This is a genomic window from Cupriavidus sp. GW823-FHT07A04 (genome assembly GCF_058794615.1).
The window spans coordinates 74,951-99,554 of the sequence record NZ_JBXAHA010000009.1; the positions used below are offsets into that span (position 1 = coordinate 74,951).

At 64.9% G+C, this 24,604-nt stretch carries 22 protein-coding genes; 2 read left to right on the forward strand and 20 right to left on the reverse strand.

Going from position 1 to position 24,604, the window contains the following annotated elements; translation table 11 throughout:
- Nucleotides 1–93: 93 nt before the first annotated feature.
- From AC1Q7Q_RS16915 to ndk, 15 genes are all read right to left on the reverse strand, one after another.
- Entirely contained in the window at nucleotides 94–1,434 is a 1,341-nt protein-coding gene (locus AC1Q7Q_RS16915) for an adenylosuccinate synthase (protein WP_174423299.1), read from the reverse strand.
- A 114-nt stretch (nucleotides 1,435–1,548) separates the two neighbouring features.
- A complete protein-coding gene (locus AC1Q7Q_RS16920; protein ID WP_492372425.1) occupies nucleotides 1,549–2,712 on the reverse strand; it encodes an ATP phosphoribosyltransferase regulatory subunit in 1,164 nt (387 codons plus the stop codon).
- Between the two features lie 235 nt (nucleotides 2,713–2,947).
- On the reverse strand, nucleotides 2,948–3,856 hold the full coding sequence (gene hflC, locus AC1Q7Q_RS16925) for a protease modulator HflC (RefSeq protein ID WP_492372426.1): 909 nt from the start codon (nucleotides 3,854–3,856) through the stop codon (nucleotides 2,948–2,950).
- Nucleotides 3,857–3,867: 11 nt separating this feature from the next.
- Nucleotides 3,868–5,274, reverse strand: coding sequence for an FtsH protease activity modulator HflK (gene hflK / locus AC1Q7Q_RS16930; protein WP_492372427.1), 1,407 nt, complete (start codon nucleotides 5,272–5,274; stop codon nucleotides 3,868–3,870).
- A 104-nt stretch (nucleotides 5,275–5,378) separates the two neighbouring features.
- Entirely contained in the window at nucleotides 5,379–6,626 is a 1,248-nt protein-coding gene (gene hflX, locus AC1Q7Q_RS16935) for a GTPase HflX (protein WP_492372428.1), read from the reverse strand.
- A gap of 297 nt (nucleotides 6,627–6,923) precedes the next feature.
- Nucleotides 6,924–7,163, reverse strand: a complete 240-nt coding sequence (gene hfq / locus AC1Q7Q_RS16940) for an RNA chaperone Hfq (protein ID WP_006157757.1) — start codon at nucleotides 7,161–7,163, stop codon at nucleotides 6,924–6,926.
- Nucleotides 7,164–7,370: 207 nt separating this feature from the next.
- Nucleotides 7,371–8,714 carry a ribosome biogenesis GTPase Der gene (gene der / locus AC1Q7Q_RS16945; RefSeq protein WP_043347450.1) on the reverse strand — a complete coding sequence of 448 codons (1,344 nt, stop codon included), beginning with the start codon at nucleotides 8,712–8,714 and terminating at the stop codon, nucleotides 7,371–7,373.
- A 225-nt stretch (nucleotides 8,715–8,939) separates the two neighbouring features.
- Entirely contained in the window at nucleotides 8,940–10,127 is a 1,188-nt protein-coding gene (gene bamB, locus AC1Q7Q_RS16950) for an outer membrane protein assembly factor BamB (RefSeq protein ID WP_492372429.1), read from the reverse strand.
- A gap of 104 nt (nucleotides 10,128–10,231) precedes the next feature.
- Nucleotides 10,232–10,864 carry a YfgM family protein gene (locus AC1Q7Q_RS16955; protein WP_441640348.1) on the reverse strand — a complete coding sequence of 211 codons (633 nt, stop codon included), beginning with the start codon at nucleotides 10,862–10,864 and terminating at the stop codon, nucleotides 10,232–10,234.
- 85 nt (nucleotides 10,865–10,949) lie between these two features.
- Nucleotides 10,950–12,230, reverse strand: a complete 1,281-nt coding sequence (hisS, locus tag AC1Q7Q_RS16960; protein ID WP_492372451.1) for a histidine--tRNA ligase — start codon at nucleotides 12,228–12,230, stop codon at nucleotides 10,950–10,952.
- Between the two features lie 147 nt (nucleotides 12,231–12,377).
- Entirely contained in the window at nucleotides 12,378–13,670 is a 1,293-nt protein-coding gene (ispG, locus tag AC1Q7Q_RS16965; protein ID WP_492372430.1) for a flavodoxin-dependent (E)-4-hydroxy-3-methylbut-2-enyl-diphosphate synthase, read from the reverse strand.
- Nucleotides 13,671–13,720: 50 nt separating this feature from the next.
- Nucleotides 13,721–14,725: a RodZ domain-containing protein gene (locus AC1Q7Q_RS16970; RefSeq protein ID WP_492372431.1), complete on the reverse strand. Its 1,005-nt coding sequence runs from the start codon at nucleotides 14,723–14,725 to the stop codon at nucleotides 13,721–13,723.
- Nucleotides 14,718–15,497, reverse strand: a complete 780-nt coding sequence (pilW, locus tag AC1Q7Q_RS16975) for a type IV pilus biogenesis/stability protein PilW (RefSeq protein WP_492372432.1) — start codon at nucleotides 15,495–15,497, stop codon at nucleotides 14,718–14,720. Before pilW ends, AC1Q7Q_RS16970 begins: the two co-directional genes overlap by 8 nt.
- Nucleotides 15,494–16,648, reverse strand: coding sequence for a dual-specificity RNA methyltransferase RlmN (gene rlmN / locus AC1Q7Q_RS16980; RefSeq protein ID WP_006157748.1), 1,155 nt, complete (start codon nucleotides 16,646–16,648; stop codon nucleotides 15,494–15,496). The genes pilW and rlmN overlap by 4 nt, the downstream gene beginning before the upstream one ends.
- A gap of 53 nt (nucleotides 16,649–16,701) precedes the next feature.
- On the reverse strand, nucleotides 16,702–17,127 hold the full coding sequence (ndk, locus tag AC1Q7Q_RS16985) for a nucleoside-diphosphate kinase (protein WP_492372433.1): 426 nt from the start codon (nucleotides 17,125–17,127) through the stop codon (nucleotides 16,702–16,704).
- A gap of 339 nt (nucleotides 17,128–17,466) precedes the next feature.
- On the opposite strand from ndk, the gene AC1Q7Q_RS16990 reads away from it, so the two are divergent.
- Nucleotides 17,467–18,168: a Bax inhibitor-1/YccA family protein gene (locus AC1Q7Q_RS16990; protein ID WP_006157746.1), complete on the forward strand. Its 702-nt coding sequence runs from the start codon at nucleotides 17,467–17,469 to the stop codon at nucleotides 18,166–18,168.
- 104 nt (nucleotides 18,169–18,272) lie between these two features.
- Here AC1Q7Q_RS16990 and rlmD read toward each other — a convergent pair whose 3' ends face one another.
- Nucleotides 18,273–19,607, reverse strand: a complete 1,335-nt coding sequence (gene rlmD, locus AC1Q7Q_RS16995) for a 23S rRNA (uracil(1939)-C(5))-methyltransferase RlmD (protein ID WP_492372452.1) — start codon at nucleotides 19,605–19,607, stop codon at nucleotides 18,273–18,275.
- 299 nt (nucleotides 19,608–19,906) lie between these two features.
- Between rlmD and AC1Q7Q_RS17000 the strand changes: the two genes are divergently transcribed.
- On the forward strand, nucleotides 19,907–20,776 hold the full coding sequence (locus tag AC1Q7Q_RS17000) for an endonuclease/exonuclease/phosphatase family protein (protein WP_492372434.1): 870 nt from the start codon (nucleotides 19,907–19,909) through the stop codon (nucleotides 20,774–20,776).
- 21 nt (nucleotides 20,777–20,797) lie between these two features.
- Here AC1Q7Q_RS17000 and AC1Q7Q_RS17005 read toward each other — a convergent pair whose 3' ends face one another.
- Genes AC1Q7Q_RS17005 through AC1Q7Q_RS17020 form a run of 4 tightly spaced genes read right to left on the reverse strand, consistent with a single transcriptional unit; the run spans nucleotide 20,798 to nucleotide 24,587 of the window.
- Complete coding sequence (locus tag AC1Q7Q_RS17005; RefSeq protein ID WP_174423309.1) at nucleotides 20,798–21,646, reverse strand: 3'-5' exonuclease; 849 nt, start codon at nucleotides 21,644–21,646, stop codon at nucleotides 20,798–20,800.
- On the reverse strand, nucleotides 21,643–22,821 hold the full coding sequence (rpoS, locus tag AC1Q7Q_RS17010) for an RNA polymerase sigma factor RpoS (protein WP_492372435.1): 1,179 nt from the start codon (nucleotides 22,819–22,821) through the stop codon (nucleotides 21,643–21,645). Before rpoS ends, AC1Q7Q_RS17005 begins: the two co-directional genes overlap by 4 nt.
- Before the next feature lie 6 nt (nucleotides 22,822–22,827).
- The gene (locus tag AC1Q7Q_RS17015) at nucleotides 22,828–23,682 is read right to left on the reverse strand and encodes a peptidoglycan DD-metalloendopeptidase family protein (RefSeq protein WP_492372436.1); all 855 of its coding nucleotides are present in this window, start codon (nucleotides 23,680–23,682) and stop codon (nucleotides 22,828–22,830) included.
- Between the two features lie 8 nt (nucleotides 23,683–23,690).
- Entirely contained in the window at nucleotides 23,691–24,587 is an 897-nt protein-coding gene (locus tag AC1Q7Q_RS17020) for a protein-L-isoaspartate(D-aspartate) O-methyltransferase (RefSeq protein WP_043347478.1), read from the reverse strand.
- Nucleotides 24,588–24,604 lie beyond the last annotated feature (17 nt).

The window sequence follows — 24,604 nt, forward strand, 5'->3', positions numbered from 1 at the left end:
GCTTGCGCGGGCCGATTTGCTCTTGTGCATCTGCCGTCTTTTTGCCTGCGCGGCTTCGTTCAGCCGCGCGGCGCCCTTACGGGCAAGACAGCATCAGGCTACGTAGGGGTGACGCAGCAGGATGGTTTCGTCACGGTCAGGGCCGGTCGAGATCATGTCGATCGGGATGCCGACCACTTCCTCGACGCGCTTCAGGTAGGTGCGAGCCTGTTCCGGCAGCGCATCCCAGGCCTTCACGCCGAAGGTGGATTCGTTCCAGCCCGGGAATTCCTCGTACACCGGCACGCAGCGCGCCACGGCATCCGAACCACGCGGCAGGATGTCGACGGTCTTGCCGTCCAGCTCATAGCCCACGCACAGCTTGAGGGTTTCAAGGCCATCCAGCACGTCGAGCTTGGTCATGCAAAGACCCGACACGCCGTTGATCTGCACTGAACGCTTGAGCGCGGCGGCATCGAGCCAGCCGGTACGGCGGGGTCGCCCGGTCACCGAGCCGAATTCCTTGCCGACGTTGGCCAGGCGCACACCCACCGGGTCCTGGCGCTTGGGGTTGTCGTTGTCGTACAGCTCACTGGGGAACGGGCCTGCGCCCACGCGGGTGCAGTACGCCTTGGTGATGCCCAGGATGTAATTCAGGCGGCCCGGGCCAACGCCAGCACCGGCGGCGGCCGCACCGGCCACGCAGTTGCTGGAGGTGACGAACGGATAGGTGCCGTGGTCGACGTCGAGCAGCGTGCCTTGCGCGCCTTCGAACATCAGGTTGCCGCCGGCAGCGTTGACCGCGTAAAGCTCCGCCGACACATCGGCCACCATCGGGGCCAAGCGCGGCGCGTAGGCCAGCATTTCGTCCAAAGTCTGCTGGAAGTCGACTGCTTCCGCGCCCAGGTACTGGGTCAGCATGAAGTTATGCAGGTCGAGGTTCTCGCGCAGCTTCTCGGCGAAGCACTTGGGATCGAACAGGTCCTGCACGCGCAGCGCGCGGCGGGCCACCTTATCTTCGTAGGCCGGGCCGATGCCGCGGCCGGTGGTGCCGATCTTGTCGGCGCCACGGCGCACTTCACGGGCCTTGTCGATGGCCACGTGGTACGGCAGGATCAGCGTGGTCGCTTCGGAAATGCGCAGGCGGTTCTGCACCTGCAGGCCGGCGGTTTCCAGTTCCTCGATCTCACGGAACAGCGCCTCCGGCGACAGCACGACGCCGTTGCCGATGTAGCAGATCGTGCCTTCACGCATGATGCCCGAGGGGATCAGGCGCAGGATGGTCTTCTTGCCGCCGATGATGAGCGTATGGCCGGCATTGTGGCCGCCCTGGAACCGCACCACGCCCTTTGCATGATCGGTAAGCCAATCGACGATTTTTCCCTTGCCTTCGTCACCCCATTGGGTGCCGATCACGACGACATTGCGTCCCTGGCTTACTGCAGAAGCGGACATGTTGATTTTGGTCAGTGGGTTAAAAACGTATTTTACTCTCGTTGCAGGTCAACTCCCCGATTTTGGGGAGATCGGCCTGCAACGCGGGGGAATTCCGCGGCCTGGCGCTTGCGCTCAGGCCCCGGCGCTGCGTGGAATCACCGTCCAGCCGCCATCCTGGCGGACCAGTTGGCGATCGCAGTTGAACTCGTCGAGCTGGTGCGTGTGCCCCGGCAGCGACTGGATGACGATCTCGCCGGCGGCGCGCAGCGCGGTAATCGCGGCACGCAAGGCAGGATCCGCATCCCACGGCGCGAAAATGGCAAAAGCACGCACTTCCAGCGGAGAAAGCGAGGCAACTTCGCGCAAATCCAGCGAAAAGCCGGTTGCCGGCCGCGCGCGGCCAAAGGCCTCGCCGACCTTGTCGTAGCGGCCACCGCGCGCCACGTAGTTGGGCAGGCCAGCCACGTAGGCAGTGAACATCACGCCACTGTGATAATGGTAGCCGCGCAGGTCGGACAAATCGATATTGACGCTCGCCCCGCTCACTTCCGCGGCCAGTGCAGCCAGTTCGTCCAGCGCACGGCCAATCGCCGGGCTCGCCGGCAGGGTCGCGCGGGCGCGCTCGATCACCTCCACGCCGCCGTACAGCGTCGGCAGCGCCAGCAGCGCGTCGCGCTCGGCCTGCGGCATGCCTTCGGTCAACTCGCGCAGCGCTGACACATCCTTGGTCTCCAGGGCCGCAAACAGCACATCCTCGATCCTGCGGCTGGACGGCAGGCCGTCCAGCAAGGCTTCCAGGATGCCCGCGTGGCAAAGGTCGAGGCGGATCTCGGTCAGGCCGGCAACCTGCAGCGCGGCCAGCATCAGGGCCTGGATTTCCACATCCGCTTCCAGGCCGGCATGGCCGTAGATCTCCGCGCCAACCTGGATCGGCTCGCGGGTTGCGCGAAAGCCGGCCGGGCGAGCGTGCAGCACATTGCCGGCGTAGCACAGCCGGGTCACGCCGGAGCGGTTCAGCAAGTGGGCATCGATGCGGGCGACTTGCGGCGTGATGTCGGCGCGCAGGCCCATGGTGCGGCCGGAGAGCTGGTCGACCAGCTTGAGCGTGCGCAGGTCGAGGTCGTGCCCGGTCCCGGTGAGCAGCGATTCCAGGTATTCCAGCATCGGCGGCATGACCAGCTCGTAGCCGTAGGTGCGGAACAAGTCCAGCATGCGGCGGCGCAGTTCCTCGATCTTGCGGGCCTCCGACGGCAGCACGTCGGCGATGTTTTCAGGCAGGAGCCAGTGATTGGACATGGTAAATCTCTTCACTTCACACAGTTGCCGGGGGGCCTTGAGCCACCCGTTGAAATTCGATCCCGCCGCGTGCCGTGCCGGGGGCACCAGCCGCAAGCGGGGAGCCAGTCACCTGGCATGGCGGATGAGACGGCAGCGACGCCCCTCGGGAGCCTCACTTGCCGCCCCTCCAGCCGGACAAAACCCCGGCAAGCCGGGGTTTTGTCGAAGCGCCTGGCGGACGGAACCGCCTAGCTTAGCGACGGCTCGCCGGAGGCGCCGCCGCCGGCGCCGCTGCGCCGCCCGACGACCGCATATAGCGGAAGAACTCGGAATTGGGCTCCAGCACCAGCACGTCGCGCTTGTCGCGGAACGTATTGCGGTAAGCCTCCATGCTGCGCCAGAACTGCGCGAACTGGGGATCTCGGCCAAACGATTCGGCGTAGATCTGCGAGGCGCGGGCATCGCCCTCGCCCTTGATCTTCTGCGCATCGCGGTAGGCCTCGGCCAGCACGACTTCACGCTGGCGATCGGCATCGGCGCGGATCTTCTCGCCCTCGGCCGCGCCGGTGGAGCGCAGCTCGTTGGCCACACGCTTGCGCTCGGCTTCCATGCGGCGATACACCGATTCGCTGATCGCGGGCAGCAGGTCGACACGCTTGAGGCGCACGTCGATGATCTCGACGCCCACGGACTGCGCATAGTCGGCCATCGCGGAGCGGATATTCTGCATCACCTTCTCGCGCTCGCCGGCCACCAGCTCCGCCACCGTGCGCTTGCCGAATTCCTCGCGGGCGACGGAGTCGATACGCTGGGTCATGCGGTCCTGCGCCCCGCGGATGTTGCCATTGAAGGCCACGTAGAACTTGCGCGGATCGGTGATGCGCCACTTGACGAACCAGTCCACCACCATGCTCTTCTTCTCGGCCGTCAGGAAGCGCTCCGAAGCGGCCACGTCGATCGTCAGCAGGCGGCGATCCATGAAAATCACGTTCTGCAGCGGCGGCGGCAACTTGAAGTGCAGGCCCGGCTCGTTCACCACCTGCTTGATCTGGCCAAAGGCAAACACCACGGCGTACTGACGCTGGTCCACCACGAACACCATCGAGGAGCCAATCGCCAGCACGATGAAGAGGCCGATTACTACGGAAATCAGTCGGTTCATGTCGGGTCTCCTCAGCGCGAATCGCGGTCACGGTTGCGCAACAGCTCGCGCGACCGGTTATCGCCGCTGGCATCGGGCGCGGGAGACGTGCCGCTGCCCGCGGCAGGGGCCTGCGCGGTGCCGGAAGCCGGCGCGCGCGCATCCACCGCCGATTGCGACATCAGCTTGTCCAGCGGCAGGTAGAGGAGATTGTTACCCTGGCGTGAATCCACCAGCACCTTGGTCGAATTGGTATAGATCTGCTGCATGGTCTCGATATAGATGCGATCACGCGTCACCTGCGGGGCCTTGGCATACTCGGCCTGGACCTGGCGGAAACGCGAGGCATCGCCTTCGGCCTGGGCGATCACTCGCGCCTTGTAGGCTTCAGATTCTTCGTTCAGGCGCGCGGCGGTACCCTTGGCACGCGGAATCACGTCATTGGCGTAGGCCTGGCCTTCGCTGATGGCGCGTTCGCGGTCCTGGCTGGCCTTGTTGACATCGTCAAAGGCCGCCTGGACCTGCTCGGGCGGCTGCACGCTCTGCACGTTGACGGAAATCACGCGGATGCCGGTCTTGTACGCGGTCAGGATCGACTGGATCGACTTGGCCAGGTTCTGGGCAATCTGTTCACGGTTCTCGTAAAGCACCGCGTCCATCTTGTTGCGCCCGACGATCTCGCGCACCGAGGTCTCGGCAGCCTGGGTCACCAGTTCTTCGTCGCCACCTCGGTCGGTCTTGTTGTAGAACAGGAATTCGCTCGCGTCCTGGATGTCGTACTGCACCGTGAAGCGGACGTCGATGATGTTCTCGTCCTGCGTCAGCATCGACGCGTCCTTCAGGTTGCTGTCCTTGATCGAGGTGGAACGGCCCACTTCAACCGAGCGCACGCCCGACAGGTTGACGATTTCGGCGGACTGGATCGGGTACGGCAGGCGCCAGTTGATACCCGGGCCCGTGGTGTACTTGAACTTGCCGAACTGGAGGATAACGGCCGTCTGGCCTTCCTGCACCATGAAGAAACCGCTGGCCAGCCAGATGCCAACCGCTGCGATCACCACCACGCCGGCGCCGATCCCCGAGCCCTTGCCCGGCGTGCGCGCACCGCCGCCAAAGCCCTGGTTGCCGCCACCACCGTTGTCCTTGCGGCCAAGCAGGCCGTTCAGGCGGCGGTTGAAATCGCGCCAGAGCTCGTCGAGGTCGGGCGGGCCATCCTGGGGCGGACGCTGGTTTTGCTGGCGATTGTTGTCGCGACTATCCTTGTCCTTGTCTTTGTCTTCGTCATCCGGGCCGCCCCTACCCCAACGGGGATCGTTCAAAGACAGGATCGCGCGCAAACGCTGCCAGGCCGTTCGCGACGGTGCATGGCCGCCGTTGCGGCCACCTGCGCGGCTGCCAAAGGCATGGCTCGATTCAGAATTCCGGGGAAACAGGGGCATGAAGTGCACGGGTCCGGGATAGTTGGAACAAGGGGATTCTAACAGTCATCGACGCCACTTTTACCCATTTGGGGCAATCTGGCTGCGATTTCCGTCGAACTGGCTCACTGCGTGTCGGGTTCTTCCGGATCCACCCGGGTGTCATCGCCGTCAAAACCGCTGTCGAGATCGTCGTCCGGGTAAGGCTGCGCATCGGCAAGGCGCGGATCCAGCGGGGGGCGCTCTGGCGGGCGCTCGGCCAGCCAGCGCGCCACCTCCACCAGCGCCTCGCGCAAGGCATCCAGGCCAATGCCGTCGCGCGCGCTGACGAACACGCGGGTCGGCACACCCTCCTCGTTGCGCTCCACGCGGGGGCCCTGCTCGAGCAGTTCCGGCGACGCGTCGATCTTGTTCATCACCACGATCTGCGGGATGTCGTCGGCATTGATTTCGGCCAGCACACGGTTGACCTGCTCGACCTGCTCATGGCGCACGGGGCTGGAAGCATCAACCACATGCAGCAGCAGGTCCGCGTGCACGGTCTCCTCCAGCGTGGCGCGGAACGCGGCCACCAGCTGGGTCGGCAGGTCGCGGATGAAGCCCACGGTATCCGACAGCACCACGTTGCCCGCGCCTTCCAGGTACAGCCGGCGCGAAGTGGTATCCAGCGTGGCGAACAGCTGGTCAGCGGCGTAGGCCCGGGCCTTGGTGAGGGCGTTGAACAGTGTCGACTTGCCGGCGTTGGTATAGCCGACCAGCGAGATGCTCAGGGTGTCGTTGCGCGCGCGCGCGCGCCGCTGGGTGCTGTGCTGGCGCTGCAGTCGCGTCAGGTCAGCCTTCAGCCGCTTGGCGCGCTCATCCAGCAGGCGGCGGTCGAGCTCGAGCTGGCGCTCGCCCGGGCCGCCACGCATGCCAATGCCCCCCTTCTGCCGCTCCAGGTGGCTCCAGGCGCGGACCAGCCGCGAGGCCTGGTACTGGACCTGGGCGAGCTCGACCTGCACCTTGCCGACGTGGCTCTGCGCCCGCTGGCCGAAGATGTCCAGGATCAGCCCCGTTCGGTCGATGACATGGCGCTGCAGGAAGCGCTCTAGATTGCGTTGCTGGGCAGGGCTGAGCGAGTGGTTGAACACCACCACGTCGGCATCGAGTGCATCGGCGGCCTCCTTCAGTTCCTCCGCCTTGCCGGAGCCGATGAACAGCGCCGGGTCGGGACGGGACCTGCGTCCGGTCAACGTGTGCACCGGCGTGGACCCCGCGGTCGACGTCAGCAACGCCAGCTCGCTCAGGCTTTCCTGGAAATCATGCTTGCCGAAATCGACACCAACGAGGATGGCGCGGGAGGACTCGGAATTGGAAGTGGCTCTAGATTGCAAACGGGAGGATCGCGAAACGCGAGAAAGGAAAACGGGTTGGAGGCTACTGGGAGGCAGCGGCTGGCGCCGTTAGGCAGAAGCCCTGGCCTGGGGAAGACGCTTGAAGCGGGGACTCTGTCCGTGGCGGAATGCACCAGGGTGAAGCATGTCCGTGCCCGTGGCCACTCTGCAGCCAGGATGGGCTGGCGTCTTTTGGTGTCGCGCCGGAGCATCTGGCCCCTGCGCGACACCGGCAACTGGCGGCCGTGCCGTGGTACGACTGGCCTGCCGGAAAACTGCGGTGCTATCCGCGAATGATCAGCCTTCAGCCGTTTCGTCCACGCGGAAATTCACGGCGCGGGCCGGTACGACGGTGGAAATCGCATGCTTGTAGACCATCTGCGTCACGGTGTTGCGCAACAGGACGACGTACTGGTCGAACGACTCGATATTGCCTTGCAGCTTGATGCCATTGACGAGGTAGATGGAAACCGGTACGTGCTCTTTGCGCAGCGCGTTCAGGAACGGGTCTTGTAGCAATTGCCCTTTGTTGCTCATGGCACACTCCAAATTTATAGATTTAGTGATAGATGATGGGGACGGTAATCCCCGATTCAAGTCAAACGGCGCAAGCCGCGCCAAAAAAAGATCAAAACGGTACCAAGCTAGCATCGCCTCGCAGGGAACCCCCTGCTACCGTGAATTTAGCCTCAGTTCCAAACGAACGCAAACGAAACTTGCCCGCCCGGGCTCCCGTCGACTGACTCAATCCTTCGAGTCGGCATATGGGTTTTTGTTCGTTCTAAATTCGATGCGAAGCGGTGTGCCCTTCAGTTTGAAAGCCGAGCGGAAACGGTTTTCGAGATAGCGCCGATATGTGTCGGCGATGCCGGAAAGCGAATTGCCGTGCACGATGATGATGGGCGGATTGGACCCGCCCTGGTGCGCGTAGCGCAGCTTGGGCCGCGTCGCGCCGACACGCCGCGGCTGCTGGAACTCGACCGCTTCCTGCAGGATCCGCGTGAGCTGCGGCGTGGGCAGCTTGACCATGGCCGCGGCATACGCGTCGTCCACCGAGCGCAGCAGCGCGCTGATGCCCGTGCGCTGCTGCGCGGACACAAAGTGGAAGTTGGCGAAGTCCAGGAACTGCAGCTTGCGCTCCAGATCGTGCTTGATACGGTCGCGGCTATGGCCGTCAAGGCCGTCCCACTTGTTGACGCCAACCACCAGCGCGCGCCCGGATTCCACGATGAAGCCGGCGATGTGCGCATCCTGCTCCGACACGTCCTGCTGCGCGTCGAGCAGCAGCACCACGACGTTCGCATCAGCAATCGATTGCAGCGTCTTGACCACCGAAAACTTCTCGATGGCCTCGAACACCTTGCCGCGCTTGCGCAGGCCGGCCGTGTCGATCAGCGTATAGGGCTTGCCGCCGCGCTCGAACTCCACATAGATGGCATCCCGCGTGGTGCCGGGCATGTCGAACGCGATCACGCGTTCTTCGCCGATCAGGGTGTTGACCAGCGTGGACTTGCCCACGTTCGGCCGGCCCACGATAGCGATCTTGACGCCGCGCTGGGCGCCCTCGTCTTCCTCGGCGAGTTCCGGGCGCTCTTTCACCGCCAGTTCCAGCGCCTCGTCGACCAGCTCGCGCACGCCATCGCCGTGGGTCGACGAAATGGCATAGGGATCGCCCATGCCAAGCTCGTAAAACTCCGACACCACGGTGGTGTATTTCATGCCCTCGGCCTTGTTCACGGCCAGCATGACGCGGCGCCCGGTCTTGCGCAGGTAATCGGCGATCACGCGGTCCTGGGGCGCCAGCCCGAGGCGGCCGTCGACGAGGAAGATCACCACGTCGGCCTCGACCACCGCCTGGCGGGTCTGCTTGGCCATTTCGGCAACGATGCCTTCCTTGGCCACCGGCTCGAAGCCGCCGGTGTCGATGGCGATGAACGGACGTTCACCGATGCGGCCTTCGCCATAGTGGCGATCGCGCGTGAGCCCGGGCAGATCGGCGACAAGCGCGTCGCGCGAACGGGTCATGCGGTTGAATAGCGTCGACTTGCCCACATTGGGACGGCCGACCAGAGCGATAACTGGTTTCATGCAATAAACGGAAATGGGGGCCGGCAGATGCCGCCCCCCAGGAACTCCGGAGTGATATGGGTCCGACGGCCGGGCGTCGCGCGCCTGGCCACTTTTCCTGTCGGGTGATCAGGCTTGCATTGCAACCCGACCTCGTTCACCTGCACGGCCAGAAGGGCCGTGCTACCGGATTGGCGCCGCCCGTGCCGACAGGTGCACGGACAGTCGCCATGAATGTCGACCGCCTCAGTCCGGCACGAAGCCGTAGAGGTTGCCGTCGCGTGTCTGTACCACCAGCGACGGGCCCGCCACCACCGGCGCAGCGGTAATCTCGCTGCCATCGGTCTTCAGGCGTGCCACGAACTGGCCGTCCTCGCGCGACAAGAAGTGTACATAGCCTTCGTAATCGCCCGCCACCACCGAACGTCCCACCGCCAGCGGCGTGCCGAGACGGCGATACAGCAGTTGATCGTTCTTCCAGCGTTCAGTGCCGTTCTGGCGGTCAAATGCATGGACCACGGAGCGCTCGTCCCCGGCGTACAGCGAAGTGTCATCCTGCGCGGGGCCGGTCGGCGAAGAAAAATCCTTGCCCCACTGCGGCTGGCCATTGGTCAGCTCAAGGCAGGCGATCCGGCCCTGGAACGTGGTCGCGCAGACCTGGCGGCCATTGACCATGGGCTGGCCCGTCACGTCATTAAGCCGTTCGATCTCGGACACGCCCTTCGGATAGGAAACCGTGCTCTCCCAGCGCAGCACGCCGTTGCCCGGAGCCAGCACACCCAGCTTGCCGCCGGGGAAGCCCATCACGATGCCGTCGCCGGCGAACACCATGCCCATCGAGGCGCGCAGGTTGAGCGCGGTCTGCGAGCGCTGGTAGATCCAGCGGCGCTCGCCGGTCTGCGCATCCAGGCCAAGCACCCGGGTATCGGTCGTGCGCACGACCACCAGGCCGTTGCCGACCAGCGGCGCCGAGAGAACCTCCCCATTGACCTGCTTCTTCCAGATCTGCTTGCCGCTGGCGTCAAAGGCAAAGACCGCGCCCTTCTCGCCCGCCACCGCCGTGACGGTGCCGTCGCTGCCGGGGCCGGAGGTCAGGTCGATGTCGGTCTTGGCCTCCCACAAGGTGCGTCCCGTGACGCCATCGAGCGCCAGCACCTTGCCGCCATTGGAAGATGCATAGACGGTGCCACCGGAGACAGAGGGTTGCAGCGAGTACGGGCCGCTCTTGCCGACGCTGGCCTTCCAGGCCTGGCGCACCGACAACGTCTGTGTGATCGGCTTGAGTTCGACCGGCGTGCGCTTGTCAGCCTTGCTGAACAGCGAGCAGCCGCCCAGGCTGGCGACGCTGGCCGCACAAGCGGCGGCCACCACCAGGCCGCGGACAGATTTGCCGTGTTGCTGGTTCTGGGCCGTGCCGGAAAACAATGACTTCATGAGGTTCCGATCCTGATTTAAGTTGAGGCGCAAGGGTGCGGGCAAGCGGGGCATGCATGGCATGCGAATCCCGCGGGCCTGCCGGCGAGCCGGGCCAACCGCCTTCAGGCGGTGCCCAGCGCGTCAAGCTTGAACTGAATGATCTGGCGCATGGCTGCATCGTTGGCGCTCAGCTTGTCTAGCGCCTTCTGGTAGGCCGAGCGGGCTTCCGGGCGCTTGTCCTGGGCAGCCAGCAGATCGCCCCGGCGGTCCGCATACAGCGCCACGAACGGTGCCGGCGGCTCGTCCTTGAGCAATGCCAGGCCCTGGTCGTAGGCCTTCTCGTCAAGCAGCACGCCAGCCAGGCGCACGCGCGCGAGGTGAGCGTACTCGCCATCGCCATGGTCGATCGCCCATTGCAACTGGGCCTTCGTACCTGCCAGGTCGCCTGCATCGTACAGCACCTTGGCCGATACCAGCGCGGTCATGGGGCCATAGGCGGTCTTGCCGAACTTTTCCTCGAGGTCGCCGGCGGCGCGCTTGATCCGCTCGACATCGCGGCTCTCGGCCGCCTTGACCACCTGCTCGTACAGCAGCGCCGCTTCTCCAGCCTGCTTGCGTTGCCAGTAGTTCCAGCCGCTCCAGGCAGCGAAGGCCAGCAAGCCGGCGATCAAGGCCCAGGTCACGGTGTTGCCGTACTGGCGCCACCAGGCCTTGAGGCTCTCAAGCTGTTCCTGTTCTTCTAGATCGTAAGCCATGTCGAGGGATCCACCCGCGTTTGTTTGTATGAAGGACCGCGCTCTTGCGGTCCCTGGTTCCGATACTGCCTGCTGACCAGCAGGCTTACTCGCTGGCGCCAACCATGGCGTCGATGATGTGGTCAACCAGTTTTTCAGCCTCCACCGTCACCTGCGCGCCGCCGCCTTCGGCCTGGGCGCCCTGGCGCAGGTCCTTGACCTGTGCCGTGCCCGCCACCACCTCATCCTCGCCAATGATAACGGCATAGGCCGCACCGCTACCGTCGGCGCGCTTCATCTGCGACTTGAAGCTGCCGCTCTTGCCGTCGGGCGTGGCATGCAGCAGCACGTCGAGGCCGGCATCGCGCAGGCGCTCGGCGATGATCATGGCCTGCTGGCCAGCCGCTTCGCCCTGGTGGACGAGGTACACATCGGCGCCTTCCGCCTGCGGCACGAGCTTTTCCTCTCGCAGCAGTTCGATGATGCGCTCGATGCCCATCGCCCAGCCACAAGCTGGTGCCGCCTTGCCGCCCATCCGCGCGATCAGCGGATCGTAGCGGCCGCCGCCGGCGATGGTGCCCTGCGCGCCGAGCTTGTCGGTGATCCACTCGAACACCGTCAGGTTGTAGTAGTCCAGCCCGCGCACCAGGCGCGGATTGATCTTGAACGGGATGTTGTTGGCCTTGAGCAGGCGCTGCACGCCGTCGAAGTGGGCAAGCGACTCCTCGCCCAGGAAATCGATCAGCTTGGGCGCGTTGCTTGCCATTTCCTGCAGCGCGGGATTCTTGGTATCCAGCACGCGCAGCGGGTTGGTGTACAGGCGGCGCTTGCTGTCTTCGTCAAGAATGTCCTGGAAGCCTTCCAGGTACTTGATCAGTTCTTCGCGGTGCGCGGCGCGCTCCTCGGCCTGGCCCAGCGAATTGAGCTCGAGGCGCACGCCGACCAGGCCCAGGTCATCCCACAGGCGCTGGCACATCATGATGATCTCGGCGTCCACGTCCGGGCCGGCAAAGCCTAGGGCCTCGGCGCCGAGCTGGTGGAACTGGCGATAGCGCCCGCGCTGGGGACGCTCGTGGCGGAACATCGGGCCGGTGTACCACAGGCGCTTGGGGCCGTCGTACAGCAGGTTGTGCTCGATGGTGGCCCGCACCGCGGCCGCCGTGCCCTCGGGGCGCAGCGTCAGTTGCTCGCCGTTGAGCGCATCGGTGAAGGAATACATTTCCTTCTCGACGATGTCGGTGACTTCGCCGATGCCGCGCACGAACAGCTGCGTGTGCTCAACGATGGGCGTGCGGACCTGCTGGTAGCCATAGGCACGCAGCATCGCGCGCGAGGCGTTCTCGAAATGCTCCCACAGCGGTGCGTCGGCGGGCAGCATGTCGTTCATGCCCTTGACGCCCTGCAGGGCTTTCACTGCCTTGCTCTTGCTCTCTGCCTTGCTGTCGGCAGCCTTGGCGCCATCGCTGGCGGCCGCCGGATTCACGGGTTGGTTCATTGTGTCTTGTCTTTCCCTGTAGCGCCTAGCCGCAACGGCTCAGGCTGCCACCTCATTGCCGGCGCTCCCGGCCTTGTTGCCGTAGTGGGTGCGCACATAATCGTCCACGATCGCCTGGAATTCCTCGGCGATGCGATCGCCGCGCAGCGTCTTGACCTTCACGCCGTCGACAAATACCGGCGCCGCCGGCGATTCGCCTGAGCCCGGCAGCGAGATGCCGATATTGGCATGCTTGCTTTCGCCCGGCCCGTTCACGATGCAGCCCATCACGGCCACATCCATTTCTTCCACGCCAGGGTAGGCGGTCTTCCAGGTCGGCATCTGCTCGCGCAGGTAGCTCTGGATGCTGGACGCCAGTTCCTGGAAGGTGGTGCTGGTGGTACGGCCGCAGCCCGGGCAGGCAATCACCATCGGGGTGAAGTTGCGCAGGCCCATGGTCTGCAGGATCTCCTGCCCCACGTAGACTTCCTTCTCGCGCGCAGCGCCGGGTTCCGGCGTCAGCGAAATGCGGATGGTGTCGCCAATGCCTTCCTGCAGCAGCACCGACAGCGCGGCGGTGGAGGCCACGATCCCCTTGCTGCCCATGCCCGCCTCGGTCAGCCCGAGGTGCAATGCGTAGTCGCAGCGCTTGGTCAGCTCGCGGTACACAGCGATCAGTTCCTGCACCTGCGAGACCTTGCACGACAGGATGATCTGATCACCCGAAAGCCCGATTTCCTCGGCCTTCTTCGCCGACTCGATCGCGGAGGTGATCAACGCCTCGACCATCACGTTCTGCGCCGGCCACGGCTCGGCGCGCAGGGCGTTCTCGTCCATGATGCGCGCCAGCAGCGACTGGTCCAGGCTGCCCCAGTTCACGCCGATGCGCACCGGCTTGTCGTAGCGGCAGGCCATTTCGATCATCTGCGCGAATTGCGTGTCGCGCTTGGCACCCTGCCCCACGTTGCCGGGGTTGATGCGGTACTTCGACAACGCCTGGGCGCAGTCGGGATAATCGCGCAGCAGCGTGTGGCCGTTGTAGTGGAAGTCGCCCACCAGCGGCACGTTCACGCCCATGCGGTCCAGCTGCTCGCGCAGGGCGGGCACCGCAGCCGCGGCTTCCGGCGTATTGACCGTGATGCGCACAATTTCGGAACCGGCACGCGCCAGTTCCTTGACCTGGATCGCGGTGCCGATGGCGTCCACCGTGTCGGTGTTCGTCATCGACTGCACGCGCACGGGAGCGTCGCCACCGATCGTGACCACATTGTCGCCCCACACCACGCGCGCCTGGCGCGTTTTGCGGCGGGGCAGCGGGCCGGGCAGCACCGGCATACAAGCCTTTTGGTTCATAGCATTACCACCTTGCAATGCGGCGTTGCGCATGGCTGGAGAAACGATGTTCAGGGCAGCGTCAGGCGCGCCACGTTATTGCGGTTGGCCGCCTGCAGGTCGACCGGCGTGCCGTTGCGCGTCAGCGACTCGACGCCCTTGACGTTGCCGATCACGATTTTGTACGGTGGCGTACCGCCGCCGCTGAGATCCTGGCCCGCACGCGCAGTACCGCCGAGCACAACCTTGCCGCTGCGGTCGCGGATCTCGTACCAGGTATCCGATGCGAAACGGATGCGCAGCTCGGCAGCACCGTCTGCCGCTGCGGGGGCAGGCACTGCCGCTGAAGCAGCTACCGCGGAGACGGCGGCCACGGCGGCCGGAGACGGCGCCGCCGAAGGTGCGGGTGCTGCCGAAAGCGCTGGCGCCACCGCCACCGGGCCGCTGGCGGGCAGTGACTCGGACGGCGCGGGGGCATCGGACGCGGCCATCACCGGCGGCAGTGCGGCCGTGACGGTACCGGGCTCGCTGCCTTGCACCGTGGCTTGCGCCGCCGGGGCCGCCGTGAGGGTTTCCTTGCGCGCTTCGATCCATTGCTTGAAGTGGTCCAGCCCGAACAGCACCCCGCCACCGATCACGGCGACCACCAGGGCCAGCCAGATCCACCGGCCGCCGGAGCCGCCGGAGCCAAAGCGGTTACGGTCGTCGAAGCTCTCGTTCAGGCCACCTTCGCGGCGCATGCCGATTTCCACCACCGGCACAGCCTGCGCGTGGAAACGCGCCAGCAAGGCGTCGATGTCGATCTGGAGCATGCGCGCGTAGGCGCGCATCACACCCTTGGCAAAGGTCACGTCGGGCAGCGCCGCGACGTCGCCCTGCTCGATGGCGGCCAGCTTGTGCGAGGCGACCTTCAGCCGCGCACTGACATCCTCCAGCGAGAAACGCTGGTCCTTGCGCGCTTGCGCCAGGCGTTCGCCAATCTCGCGCGCCACCGCCTCGCGCCCGGCATCCGCAGGGGTCCCCCCCGCATGACCCGTCGCTGCAGTCTGGCCTTCGGCGCGCTCGTGCTCACTCATCCCATGCTCCTTGTTCGTATGCGGTCAACTCACGCGAATCGGGGAAACGGCTGCGCAACTGTGCCACCAGGGCATTCTGCGCCGCTACATCACCCTGACGGCGGGCAATGCGCGCACCCAGCCAGAGGGATTGCGCGCTGACGAAATTGCTGCTGTTGATGCGGCCGACATACTGCTGGGCACGCTGGTAGTCCCCGCGCTGGTAATACAGCAGCGCCAGGTTGTTGTTGGCTACCGGGTTGTTGCGATCGTAGCGCAAGGCGCCAAACAAGCTCTTCTCGGCTGCCTCGCTGCTGCCATTGCGTAGCTGGCAGGCGCCAAGGCTGGTCAGTGCCTTGCCAGGCCCGCTTGCCGAGGGCGCGTTGACCGCGCGCTCCAGGTAAGGCACGGCCTCGGCATAGCGTCCGTTCACGCACAAGAACCAGCCGTAGTTGTTCAGCACGTCGCCGTCATCGGCACGCATGGCCAGCGCGCTACGGAAGCTCTCTTCCGCCAGCACGCGCTCGTTCATGTTCATGTAGACCAACGCGCGGATATGGTACGCGTCGACCAGCGTCGGGTCGATGGCAATGGCCTGCTTGGCCTCGTCCAGCGCGACGGTGTACTGCCCTGCCTCAAGGTAGCTGGTAGCCAACTGGAGACGGATGGTGGCACGCCGGCTCAGCTCGGTCTGGTCGGATGCGGTCTGCAACTCGGGCTTGACCGGCGGCGGCAACTGGCACGCGGACAGCAGCACCAGCCCCATCAGCGCCGCAACTATCAGACGGGTCATGCAGGCCGGGCCTCTTGCGGCTGGCCGGCCGCGGGCGCCGCCACAATCGGCGTGATCTTGCCGAACTTGCCACGCTGGGCCAGGCGGGTACGGTCCTTGACCTCGCCCGCGAGCTGGCCGCAAGCGGCATCGATATCGTCGCCGCGCGTCTTGCGGATGGTGGTGACGATGCCGGCGTCCATCAGGACCTGGGCGAAGCGGCGGATCTGCTCGTTGTTTGAGCGCTTGAGGCCCGACTCCGGGAAGGGGTTGAACGGGATCAGGTTGAACTTGCAGGGCACATCGGCCACAAGCTTCAGCAGTTCCCGGGCATGCTCGACGCCGTCATTGACGCCATCCAGCATGCAGTATTCGAAAGTGATGAAATCGCGCGGGGCGAATTCCAGGTAGCGGCGGCAAGCCGCCATCAGCTCGGCCAGCGGGTACTTCTTGTTGAGCGGCACCAGCATGTCGCGCAGCGGATCATTGGACGCGTGCAGCGATACCGCCAGCGCCACGGGCAAATCCTTGGCCAGCCGGTCCATCATCGGCACCACGCCGGAGGTGGACAGCGTCACGCGCCGGCGCGACAGCCCGTAGGCATGGTCGTCCAGCATCAGGCGCATGGCGGGCACAACCTGGTCATAGTTGAGCAGCGGCTCGCCCATGCCCATCATCACCACGTTGGAGATGACGCGGTCGTCCTTGGCGCCACGGCCCAGTTGGGCACGCATGGCAAACTCGGCCATCCACAGCTGGCCGATGATCTCGCCAGTAGACAGGTTGCGCGAGAAGCCTTGCTTGCCGGTCGAGCAGAACCGGCAATTGACGGCGCACCCCGCCTGCGAAGACACGCACAGCGTGCCGCGCGTCTCCTCAGGGATGTACACCGTCTCCACCGCATCGCCGGCGCCAACGTCCAGCAGCCACTTGCGCGTGCCGTCGGCCGACAGGTTGTCGGTGATGACGGCAGGCGAGCGGATCTCGGCGCGCGTGGCGAGCTTTTCGCGCAGCGACTTGGCGAGATCGGACATGGCATCGAAACGGCTGGCGCCGAACTGGTGAATCCAGCGCTGCAACTGCCGCGCACGAAACGGCTTCTCGCCGAGCTCTCCGCAATAGGCGGTAAGCGCGTCCGCATCCAGATCGAGCAGGTTGACGAGAGTGTTCATGACGGCAGTATCAACTTCTAAGGCAGTCTAGTCTTGTGGAATAGACCAGACAATCAGCGGCTGTAAACGTTCATGCCGGGGAAGAAGAAAGCGATCTCGACGGCAGCGGTTTCTGCTGCGTCCGAGCCGTGAACGGCGTTGGCGTCGATGCTGTCAGCGAAGTCAGCGCGGATCGTGCCGGCTTCAGCCTTCTTCGGGTCGGTTGCGCCCATCAGGTCGCGATGCTTGGTGATGGCGTTTTCGCCTTCCAGGGCCTGGATGATGACCGGGCCGGAAACCATGAAGTCCACCAGGTCCTTGAAGAACGGGCGCGCAGCGTGCACTGCGTAGAATTGCTCGGCTTCACCGCGCGACAGGTGAACCATCTTGGCAGCCACGATCTTCAGGCCTGCGGCCTCGAAACGAGCGTAAATCTGGCCGATGACATTCTTTGCCACGGCATCCGGCTTGATAATCGACAGGGTGCGTTCGATCGCCATAAAAACTCCAAAAAATGAAGGGGTTACAAGTCAAGTAAACGTGCAATTCTAGCACGAGACGGTTATGGTTTCGAGAAGGCCCATGGCCGCAGGTTCCCGGGAGCCAACCAAGGCACGGCACACACCATAAAGTTACCAAGAATGCACTTTTAATGACGTGCCACGCGCAGGGAACGCGAGAGGCCAGTTGCGATCCAATCACCACTGGCAGCGCGGATTTTGCGAAAATGTGGCTGATACGTTCCCTCAACCCTTGCAATTCCATTACTGCGATGCCACATTGGCGTTGTGCCCGCCTGGGTTACCCCGGCGCCTCACCGTTTTGAGACAGGAGTCACCATGGATAACAAGCTGAACACATACAGTTTCGGCAGCGGCACCGCGACGAGCGACGTCGTGGTGCGCAATCGGGTCATGCGCAACACCTACTGGTTGCTTGCCATTTCGATGATCCCCACCGTCATCGGTGCGTGGATCGGAGTCACCACGGGCTTCAGCCTGATGAAAGGCAGCCCCGGCCTGTCGATGATCCTGTTCCTGGGCATCGCGTTCGGCTTCTTCTATGCCATCGAGAAGACCAAGAACAGCAGCATGGGCGTGGTCCTGCTGCTGGCCTTCACCTTTTTCATGGGGCTGATGCTGTCGCGCCTGATCGGGTCGGTGCTGCAGTTCTCCAATGGTCCTGCACTGATCATGTATGCCTTTGGCGGCACAGCGGCGGTGTTCGGCGCCATGGCCACCATCGCGACTGTCAGCAAGCGCGATTTCTCCGGGCTGAGCAAATTCCTGTTCGTCGGCGTGATCCTGCTGATCCTGGCCAGCGTCGCCAACATCTGGCTGCAACTGCCGTCGCTGATGATCACGGTTTCGGTGATCGCCATCGGCATCTTCTCCGCCTACATCCTCTTTGACGTGCAGCGCGTGCTGAACGGTGGCGAGACCAACTACATCACGGCAACGCTGGCGATCTACCTGGACGTGTACAACGTCTTCGCCAACCTGCTGGCGCTGCTGGGCATTTTCGGCGGCAACCGCGACTAAGGCGGCGGCCCGGCCGCCCTGCCCCGGACTAAAAAGGCCAGCGCATCCGCGCTGGCCTTTTTCTTTGCCGCGGCCGCAAGGCCGCGCCCGCCTTCCTCAGCCGCTCAGGCGCGGTCGAACACCGCAATCGATTCCACGTGCGAGGTGTGCGGGAACATGTTGACCACGCCAGCACCGGAAAGCCGGTAGCCGGCCTCGTGCACCAGCAGGCCGGCGTCGCGCGCCAGCGTGGCCGGGTTGCACGAGACGTAGACGATGCGCTTGGGCAGCACGTCGCTGCCAGCCTGGGCCAGTTCACCCAGTGCCTTGCTGACCGCCAGCGCACCTTCGCGCGGCGGGTCGATCAGCCAGCGGTCGAAACGGCCCAGTGCGGCGATGTCTTCCGCACCCACCTCGAAGAGGTTCCTGCAGGCAAATTCGGTTTTGTGGTCCAACCCGTTGATGACCGCATTGGCCAGTGCCCGGGTGGTCAGGACCTCGCTGCCTTCGATGCCCATCACCGAGCGGCCGCGCGTGGCCAGCGGCAGCGTGAAATTGCCAATGCCGCAGAACAGGTCGAGCAGCCGGTCATCCGGCTGGGCATCCAGCAAGCGCAGCGCCCGGCCAATCAGCGCGCGGTTGATCTGGTGGTTGACCTGGGTAAAGTCGGTCGGCTTGAACGGCATGCGGATACTGAATTCCGGCAGCGTGTAGGCCAGTTCGCGGTCCAGCGGGTAGAACGGCACCACGGTGTCCGGGCCCTTGGGCTGAAGCCAGAACTGCACGCCGTGCTGGTCGGCGAAGGCGCGCAGCAGTGCCTCGTCGGCCTCGGTCAGCGGCATCAGGATGCGCAGCACCAGCACCGTCACATCCTGCCCCACTGCCAGCTCGACCTGCGGCAGGCGGTCTCGGATCGACAAACCCGTGATCAGTTCCCGCAGCGGCACCAGCAGGTCCGATACGTGCGGCGGCAGAACTTTGCAGCTCGCCATATCGGCCACATAGCTGCTCTTGCGCTCATGGAAGCCGACCAGCGCCACGCCTTTCTTTGCCACGTAGCGCACCGTCAGGCGCGCCCGGTAGCGGTAGCCCCAGTCCGGGCCGGCGATCGGGCGGAACACCACGTCCGGGCGCAGCTTCGACAAGTGCCAGAGATCGTCTTCCAGCACGCGTTGCTTGATGGCCACCTGCGCGCGTGCGTCCAGGTGCTGCATCGAACAACCGCCGCAAACGCCAAAATACTCGCAGCCCGGCTTCACGCGCATCGACGAGGCCTTCTTGATCATGCCCAGGTTGGCCTGCTCGAAGCTGGCCTTGCGCTTGAAGCTGCTGTAGCTGACGGTTTCGCCCGGCAGCGCGCCCTCGACAAAAATCACCTTGCCCGGGCTGCCATCCTCATTGACCAGCCGGCCAACGCCGCGCGCCTCCATGTCGAGGCTGTGGATCTGCACGACGGGCAGTTGCACGGGCGCAGGCTTGACCGGTGCGGGTACGGCCGGGGAGGCGAAGGCGCCACCTTCTGGCGCAGAATGGGCTTGCGTAAGAGTCACGGCTTGAGACACCTGGGGAACCTGACGTATTGTTTTGTGAAAGCGCGATTGTAGTCCAGACGCACAGCCGGGCGGCCCTGCGGCAAGCCCGGCGGCATGAAGACCGGGACAAGCGCGCGAGATAGGCGCAACATGGGTGCAGCACGCGCGAGGCACTCCCGGCACAGAACACCGGCACCGCGCGCCGTGGCAACCGAGCAGGGGGCGACATGGAACTGATTTCCTGGAACATCCAGTGGGGTCGTGGCGCCGACGGGCGCGTCGACCTGGCCCGCACCGTCAGGACGCTGCACGCGATCGCCGACGCCGATGTAATCTGCCTGCAGGAGGTGACGCGCGGCTATTCCGACCTCGCAGGCGAGCCTGGGCCCGACCAGGTGGCCGAGCTGGTAGCGCTGCTGCCCGGCTACCGGATCCTCTACGCGCCTGCGGTGGACCGTTTCACCGCGGACGGCGCGCCACGCCAGTTCGGCAACCTCATCGCCACCCGCCTGCCCTTGCTCGAAGTGTTTCGCCATGCCCTGCCCTGGCCCACCGATCCAACCGTCCCGTCGATGCCGCGCGTGGCGCTGGAAGCGACGGTAATGGCGGGAGAGCGTCGCCTGCGCGTGATCTGCACCCACCTGGAGTATTACTCGACACATCAGCGCGCGGCCCAGACCGACGCGCTGCGCGCCTGGCACCGCGAGGCCTGCGAGCACGCCAGCCAACCCGGCCTGCGCGAGACTGGGCCCGGCCCGTTCACGCCCGAAGCGCGGCCCGCTTCCGCCGTGCTGTGCGGCGATTTCAACGGCGCGCCGGACGATATCGCTTACCTGCGCATGTTGGCGCCATACGACGGTTGCCACGAAACCGGCATCATCGGCTGGCACGACGCCTGGACGCATACCCACCCCGGCAAGCCCCATGCGCCAACTTGCGCCCTGTATGACAAGGAGCAATGGCCGCAGGCGCCGTTTGCCTGTGACTTCGCATTCCTGACAGAGGACCTGCTGTCGCGCGTGCTGTGCTGCGAGGTGGATGGCGAAACACGGGCATCCGACCACCAGCCGATCTACCTGTCGCTGGCGGACGAATAGGGGCCTGTAACGGAGCGGCGCTTAGATTTCCGGTTCTTCGTCGTCATCGCCGCCGGCATATACCGGCTTGATGCGGAAAGACTGGAGGTACTGGATCCACTGCGAACCCGGCAACTCGGCGAGCGACTCCTGCACGAATTCGATTTCGGTATCGAACTGCTTCGGCGTCAGGCCGCCGCGCATCAACTGGAAACGGCAGTACACCAGGTAGGTATTGACGACATCGGTTTCGCAGTAATCGCGGATCGCGGGCAACTGGCCGTCCTGGTAGGCCTGCCAGACCTTGCTGCCGTCCATGCCCATCTTGCCGGGAAACCCGCACAGCTTGGCGAGATCGTCCAGCGGTGCGCTAGCGCGCGGCTGGTACATCGCCAGCAAGTCCATCAGGTCCAGGTGCCGCATGTGGTAACGACTGATGTAGTTGTTCCACTTGAATTCGCGGCTGTCGGACTCGCTGCCTTCGCCCATTTCCCAGTAGCGCGGCGCCACGATGCCATGCACCAGCCCGCGGTAATGCAGCACGGGCAGGTCGAAGCCGCCGCCGTTCCACGACACCATCTGGGGCGAGTAGCGCGCCACCAGGTCATAGAACTTCTGGATCAGCACCGCCTCGCCGTCTTCCAGCGTGCCAAGCGAGCCCACATGGAAAACCGGTGTGCCGTCGCGCTGATTACGGCGCAGCACGCAGGAAATGGCCGCGATGCGCTGCAGGTAGTGTGGCAGGAAATCGGTGCCGTTTTTCTCGCGGCGGGCCGCGAAAGCATGTTCGGCGACCTCGGCATCGGTCATGGAATCGGGATGGTCGTGCAGACGACGCAAACCATCGACATCGGGAATCGTCTCGATGTCGAATACCAGCACAGGTGTCATAGAACAGCGTCCTTGCGCACGCCTTGCGAAGCAAAATGGCGTTTGAGCTTGACCAGCGCCTCTTGCTGGATCTGGCGCACACGCTCGCGCGTCAGCCCCATTTCCTCGGCAAGTTCTTCCAGCGTGGCCGGCTCGATGTGATTAAGCCCGAAGCGGCGCTCGACAACATAGCGGTGCTTTTCGGACAAACGCGCCAACCATTGTTTCATCAGGTTTTCCAGCTCGCGGTGGGCGACTTCCTGGTCGGGCGCGGCGTTGTGCTCGTCCGAGAGGAAATCAAGCAGGCTGGATCCGGGATCGAGATCGAATGGCGTGTCGAGCGAGGTGGTGTGCTCGTTGAGCGCGAGCACGTCTTGTATTTCGTCAGGGGTCTTGCCCAGCAGGTGGGCAATATCTTCCAGGCTGGCATCGCGGCCGTCGGTGCCGCCCTTCTCCAGATGACGCTTGGCGCGCAGCACCTGGTTGAGTTCGCGGATGACGTGGACCGGCAGGCGTACGGTGCGCGCCTGGTTCATGATGGCGCGCTCGATGCTCTGGCGGATCCACCATGTGGCGTAGGTCGAGAAACGGAATCCGCGGGAGGGGTCGAATTTCTCGATGGCGTGCATCAGGCCGAGATTACCTTCCTCGATCAGGTCCAGCAGCGGCACGCCGCGATTGAGGTAGCCCTTGGCGATGCTGACCACCAGCCGCAGGTTGCGCTCGATCATGACCTGCCGCGCCGAGAAATCGCCGCCCTTGGCCAGGGTAGAAAAATGCAGCTCCTCCGGCGCAGACAGCAGCGGCTTGATGCTGATGCGATTCAGGTAATGCTGGACGGTGTCGGCTGCCAGTTCGGTGTGCAGCACGGTGCGGAAGTCGTCATGATCGGGCGCAGCCGGCTCGGCTGCGGCCTCGCCTTCTTCTTCGTCCTCGGACTCTTCTTCGTCCTCGTCGCGGGCCTGGCGCTCGACTTCCTCGACCATCAGGTCGGCCTCGCGCAGGCCTACCGCCGTACCCGTGGTGATGGGCTCATCGGTAAGCGGCACCAAGTCGGCGGCCGGGTCCTGGCCGTAGGACTCGGAATCTGCATCGGCATCGGCTTGCGCCACGCCAGTGGACTGCTGCAACTCCGGCTGCTTGGGACGCCGAGCGCGGCTGGTGCTTCCGGTGGAGACAGTTTTCTGGCGTGGCATGAACCCTCACTGTGGCGGCAAATACCGCATCGGATCGACTGGTTTCCCGTTCTTGCGTACCTCGAAATGCAGCTTCACACGATCGGTGTCACTGTTGCCCATCTCTGCAATCTTTTGTCCCTTGCGGACCGTTGCCTGCTCCGTCACCAGCACCTTGTCGTTGTGGCCGTACGCAGTGAGATATGTATCGTTGTGTTTGATGATGACAAGATTCCCGTAGCCGCGCAAGGGGCCAACGTGAATCACGCGGCCATCGTCGGCTGCTTGCACCGGATCGCCCTTTTTGCCGGCAATATCAATGCCCTTGTTGCCTTTTTCGTCGAAACGCCCGATCAGTTGGCCGGTGACCGGCCATGCCAGCTTGACCGAGCCATCGGCGGCTGGCGCGGAGCCCGCCGCCACGGGCGCGGAAGCCCCGCCAGCAGTGGCTGTCGACGGAACCGGCGTGGGCACAGGACGCGCCTGGTCGATCGGCTGGCCCTGCACGCCGCCTGGCGCCACCGGCATGGTGGCGACGCCGGTGCCCGCGTTGACGTCGGCGCCAGGAGGCGCCACGCGCAACAATTGACCCACTTCGATCTGGTTGGCATTGGCCAGCGAATTCCAGGCCGCGACATCGCGATAGGACTGGCCGTTCTCGAGCGCGATTCGATAAAGCGTATCGCCTCGCTTGACGCGATAGTACCCAGGCGGCGCGGGCTCCAGCGGGACGACACCGGCGACGCCGGCTCCGGAGGTGCGGTCCACCACGGGCGCCGGCATGGGCGAGGAGGCGCAGGCGGCCAGCAAGGCCAGCAGCAGGGAGGCGGTAGCGAGCTGCCCGGCGCGGGCGAAACGTTCCGTGTTCACGATATTGTGCATAGTTCGACTCAGATAGTGCCCGATTTTAATGGCACAAAGAAAACGGCTTCAAGCGCGGTCCGGTGAAATCGATGCCGGTTACGCCGCTCGATCAACAATAATTGCTGTGTGACGGTCTGCCCTGGGCCGCCGGCGGAGGGAGGTACCGCCACGGGCGCGATCAGCCGCCCGCCAATGGCAAGCTGCTCCAGCAACGCCTGAGGCACCTCCATGCCGGCCGCCGCCAGGATAATCGACGAAAACGGCGCCGCCTGGGGTAAACCCAGCATGCCATCGCCATAATGCAGGCGCAGGTTTGGCACCCGCAGCGGCCGCAAGTTCGCCTTGGCTTGTTCGTGCAGCGGACGAATCCGCTCGATAGAGAACACTTCGCGCGCCACCAGGCTCAGCACGGCCGCCTGATAGCCGCAGCCGGTGCCGATTTCCAGCACGCGCTCCAGCGGCTCATCCGCGCCGAGGCCATCGCGCAACAACTCGATCATGCGAGCCACCACCGACGGCTTGGAGATGGTCTGCTGGTGGCCGATCGGCAACGCCGCATCTTCATACGCTTGCGACGACAGGCCGGGCTCGACAAACAGGTGGCGCGGGATGGTAGCAATCGCGTCGAGCACGCGGTCGTCGCGGATGCCGGCCGCGCGCAGCCGCGCCGCCAGCGCGCCACGCGCGCGTTCCGAGGCCATGCCGCCGCCGCCCGCCGTGGCGGCACTGGCGCGCGCCTGCACGGCGCTCGCTGCCGGGGTGGGCGCAGCAGGCGCCTTGGCCGCGCGCGATTTGGCAGCCATCGCCGCGCCGCGCGCGCCGCCCACGGCAGGCATGCCAGCGGTACGCGCCGGCGCGGGCTTGCGCTCGACCACCGCGTCCAGCGACAGGGGAAATTTTGGGCGACGCGGGACGGAACTCATGACGGCCGGCTACTGCG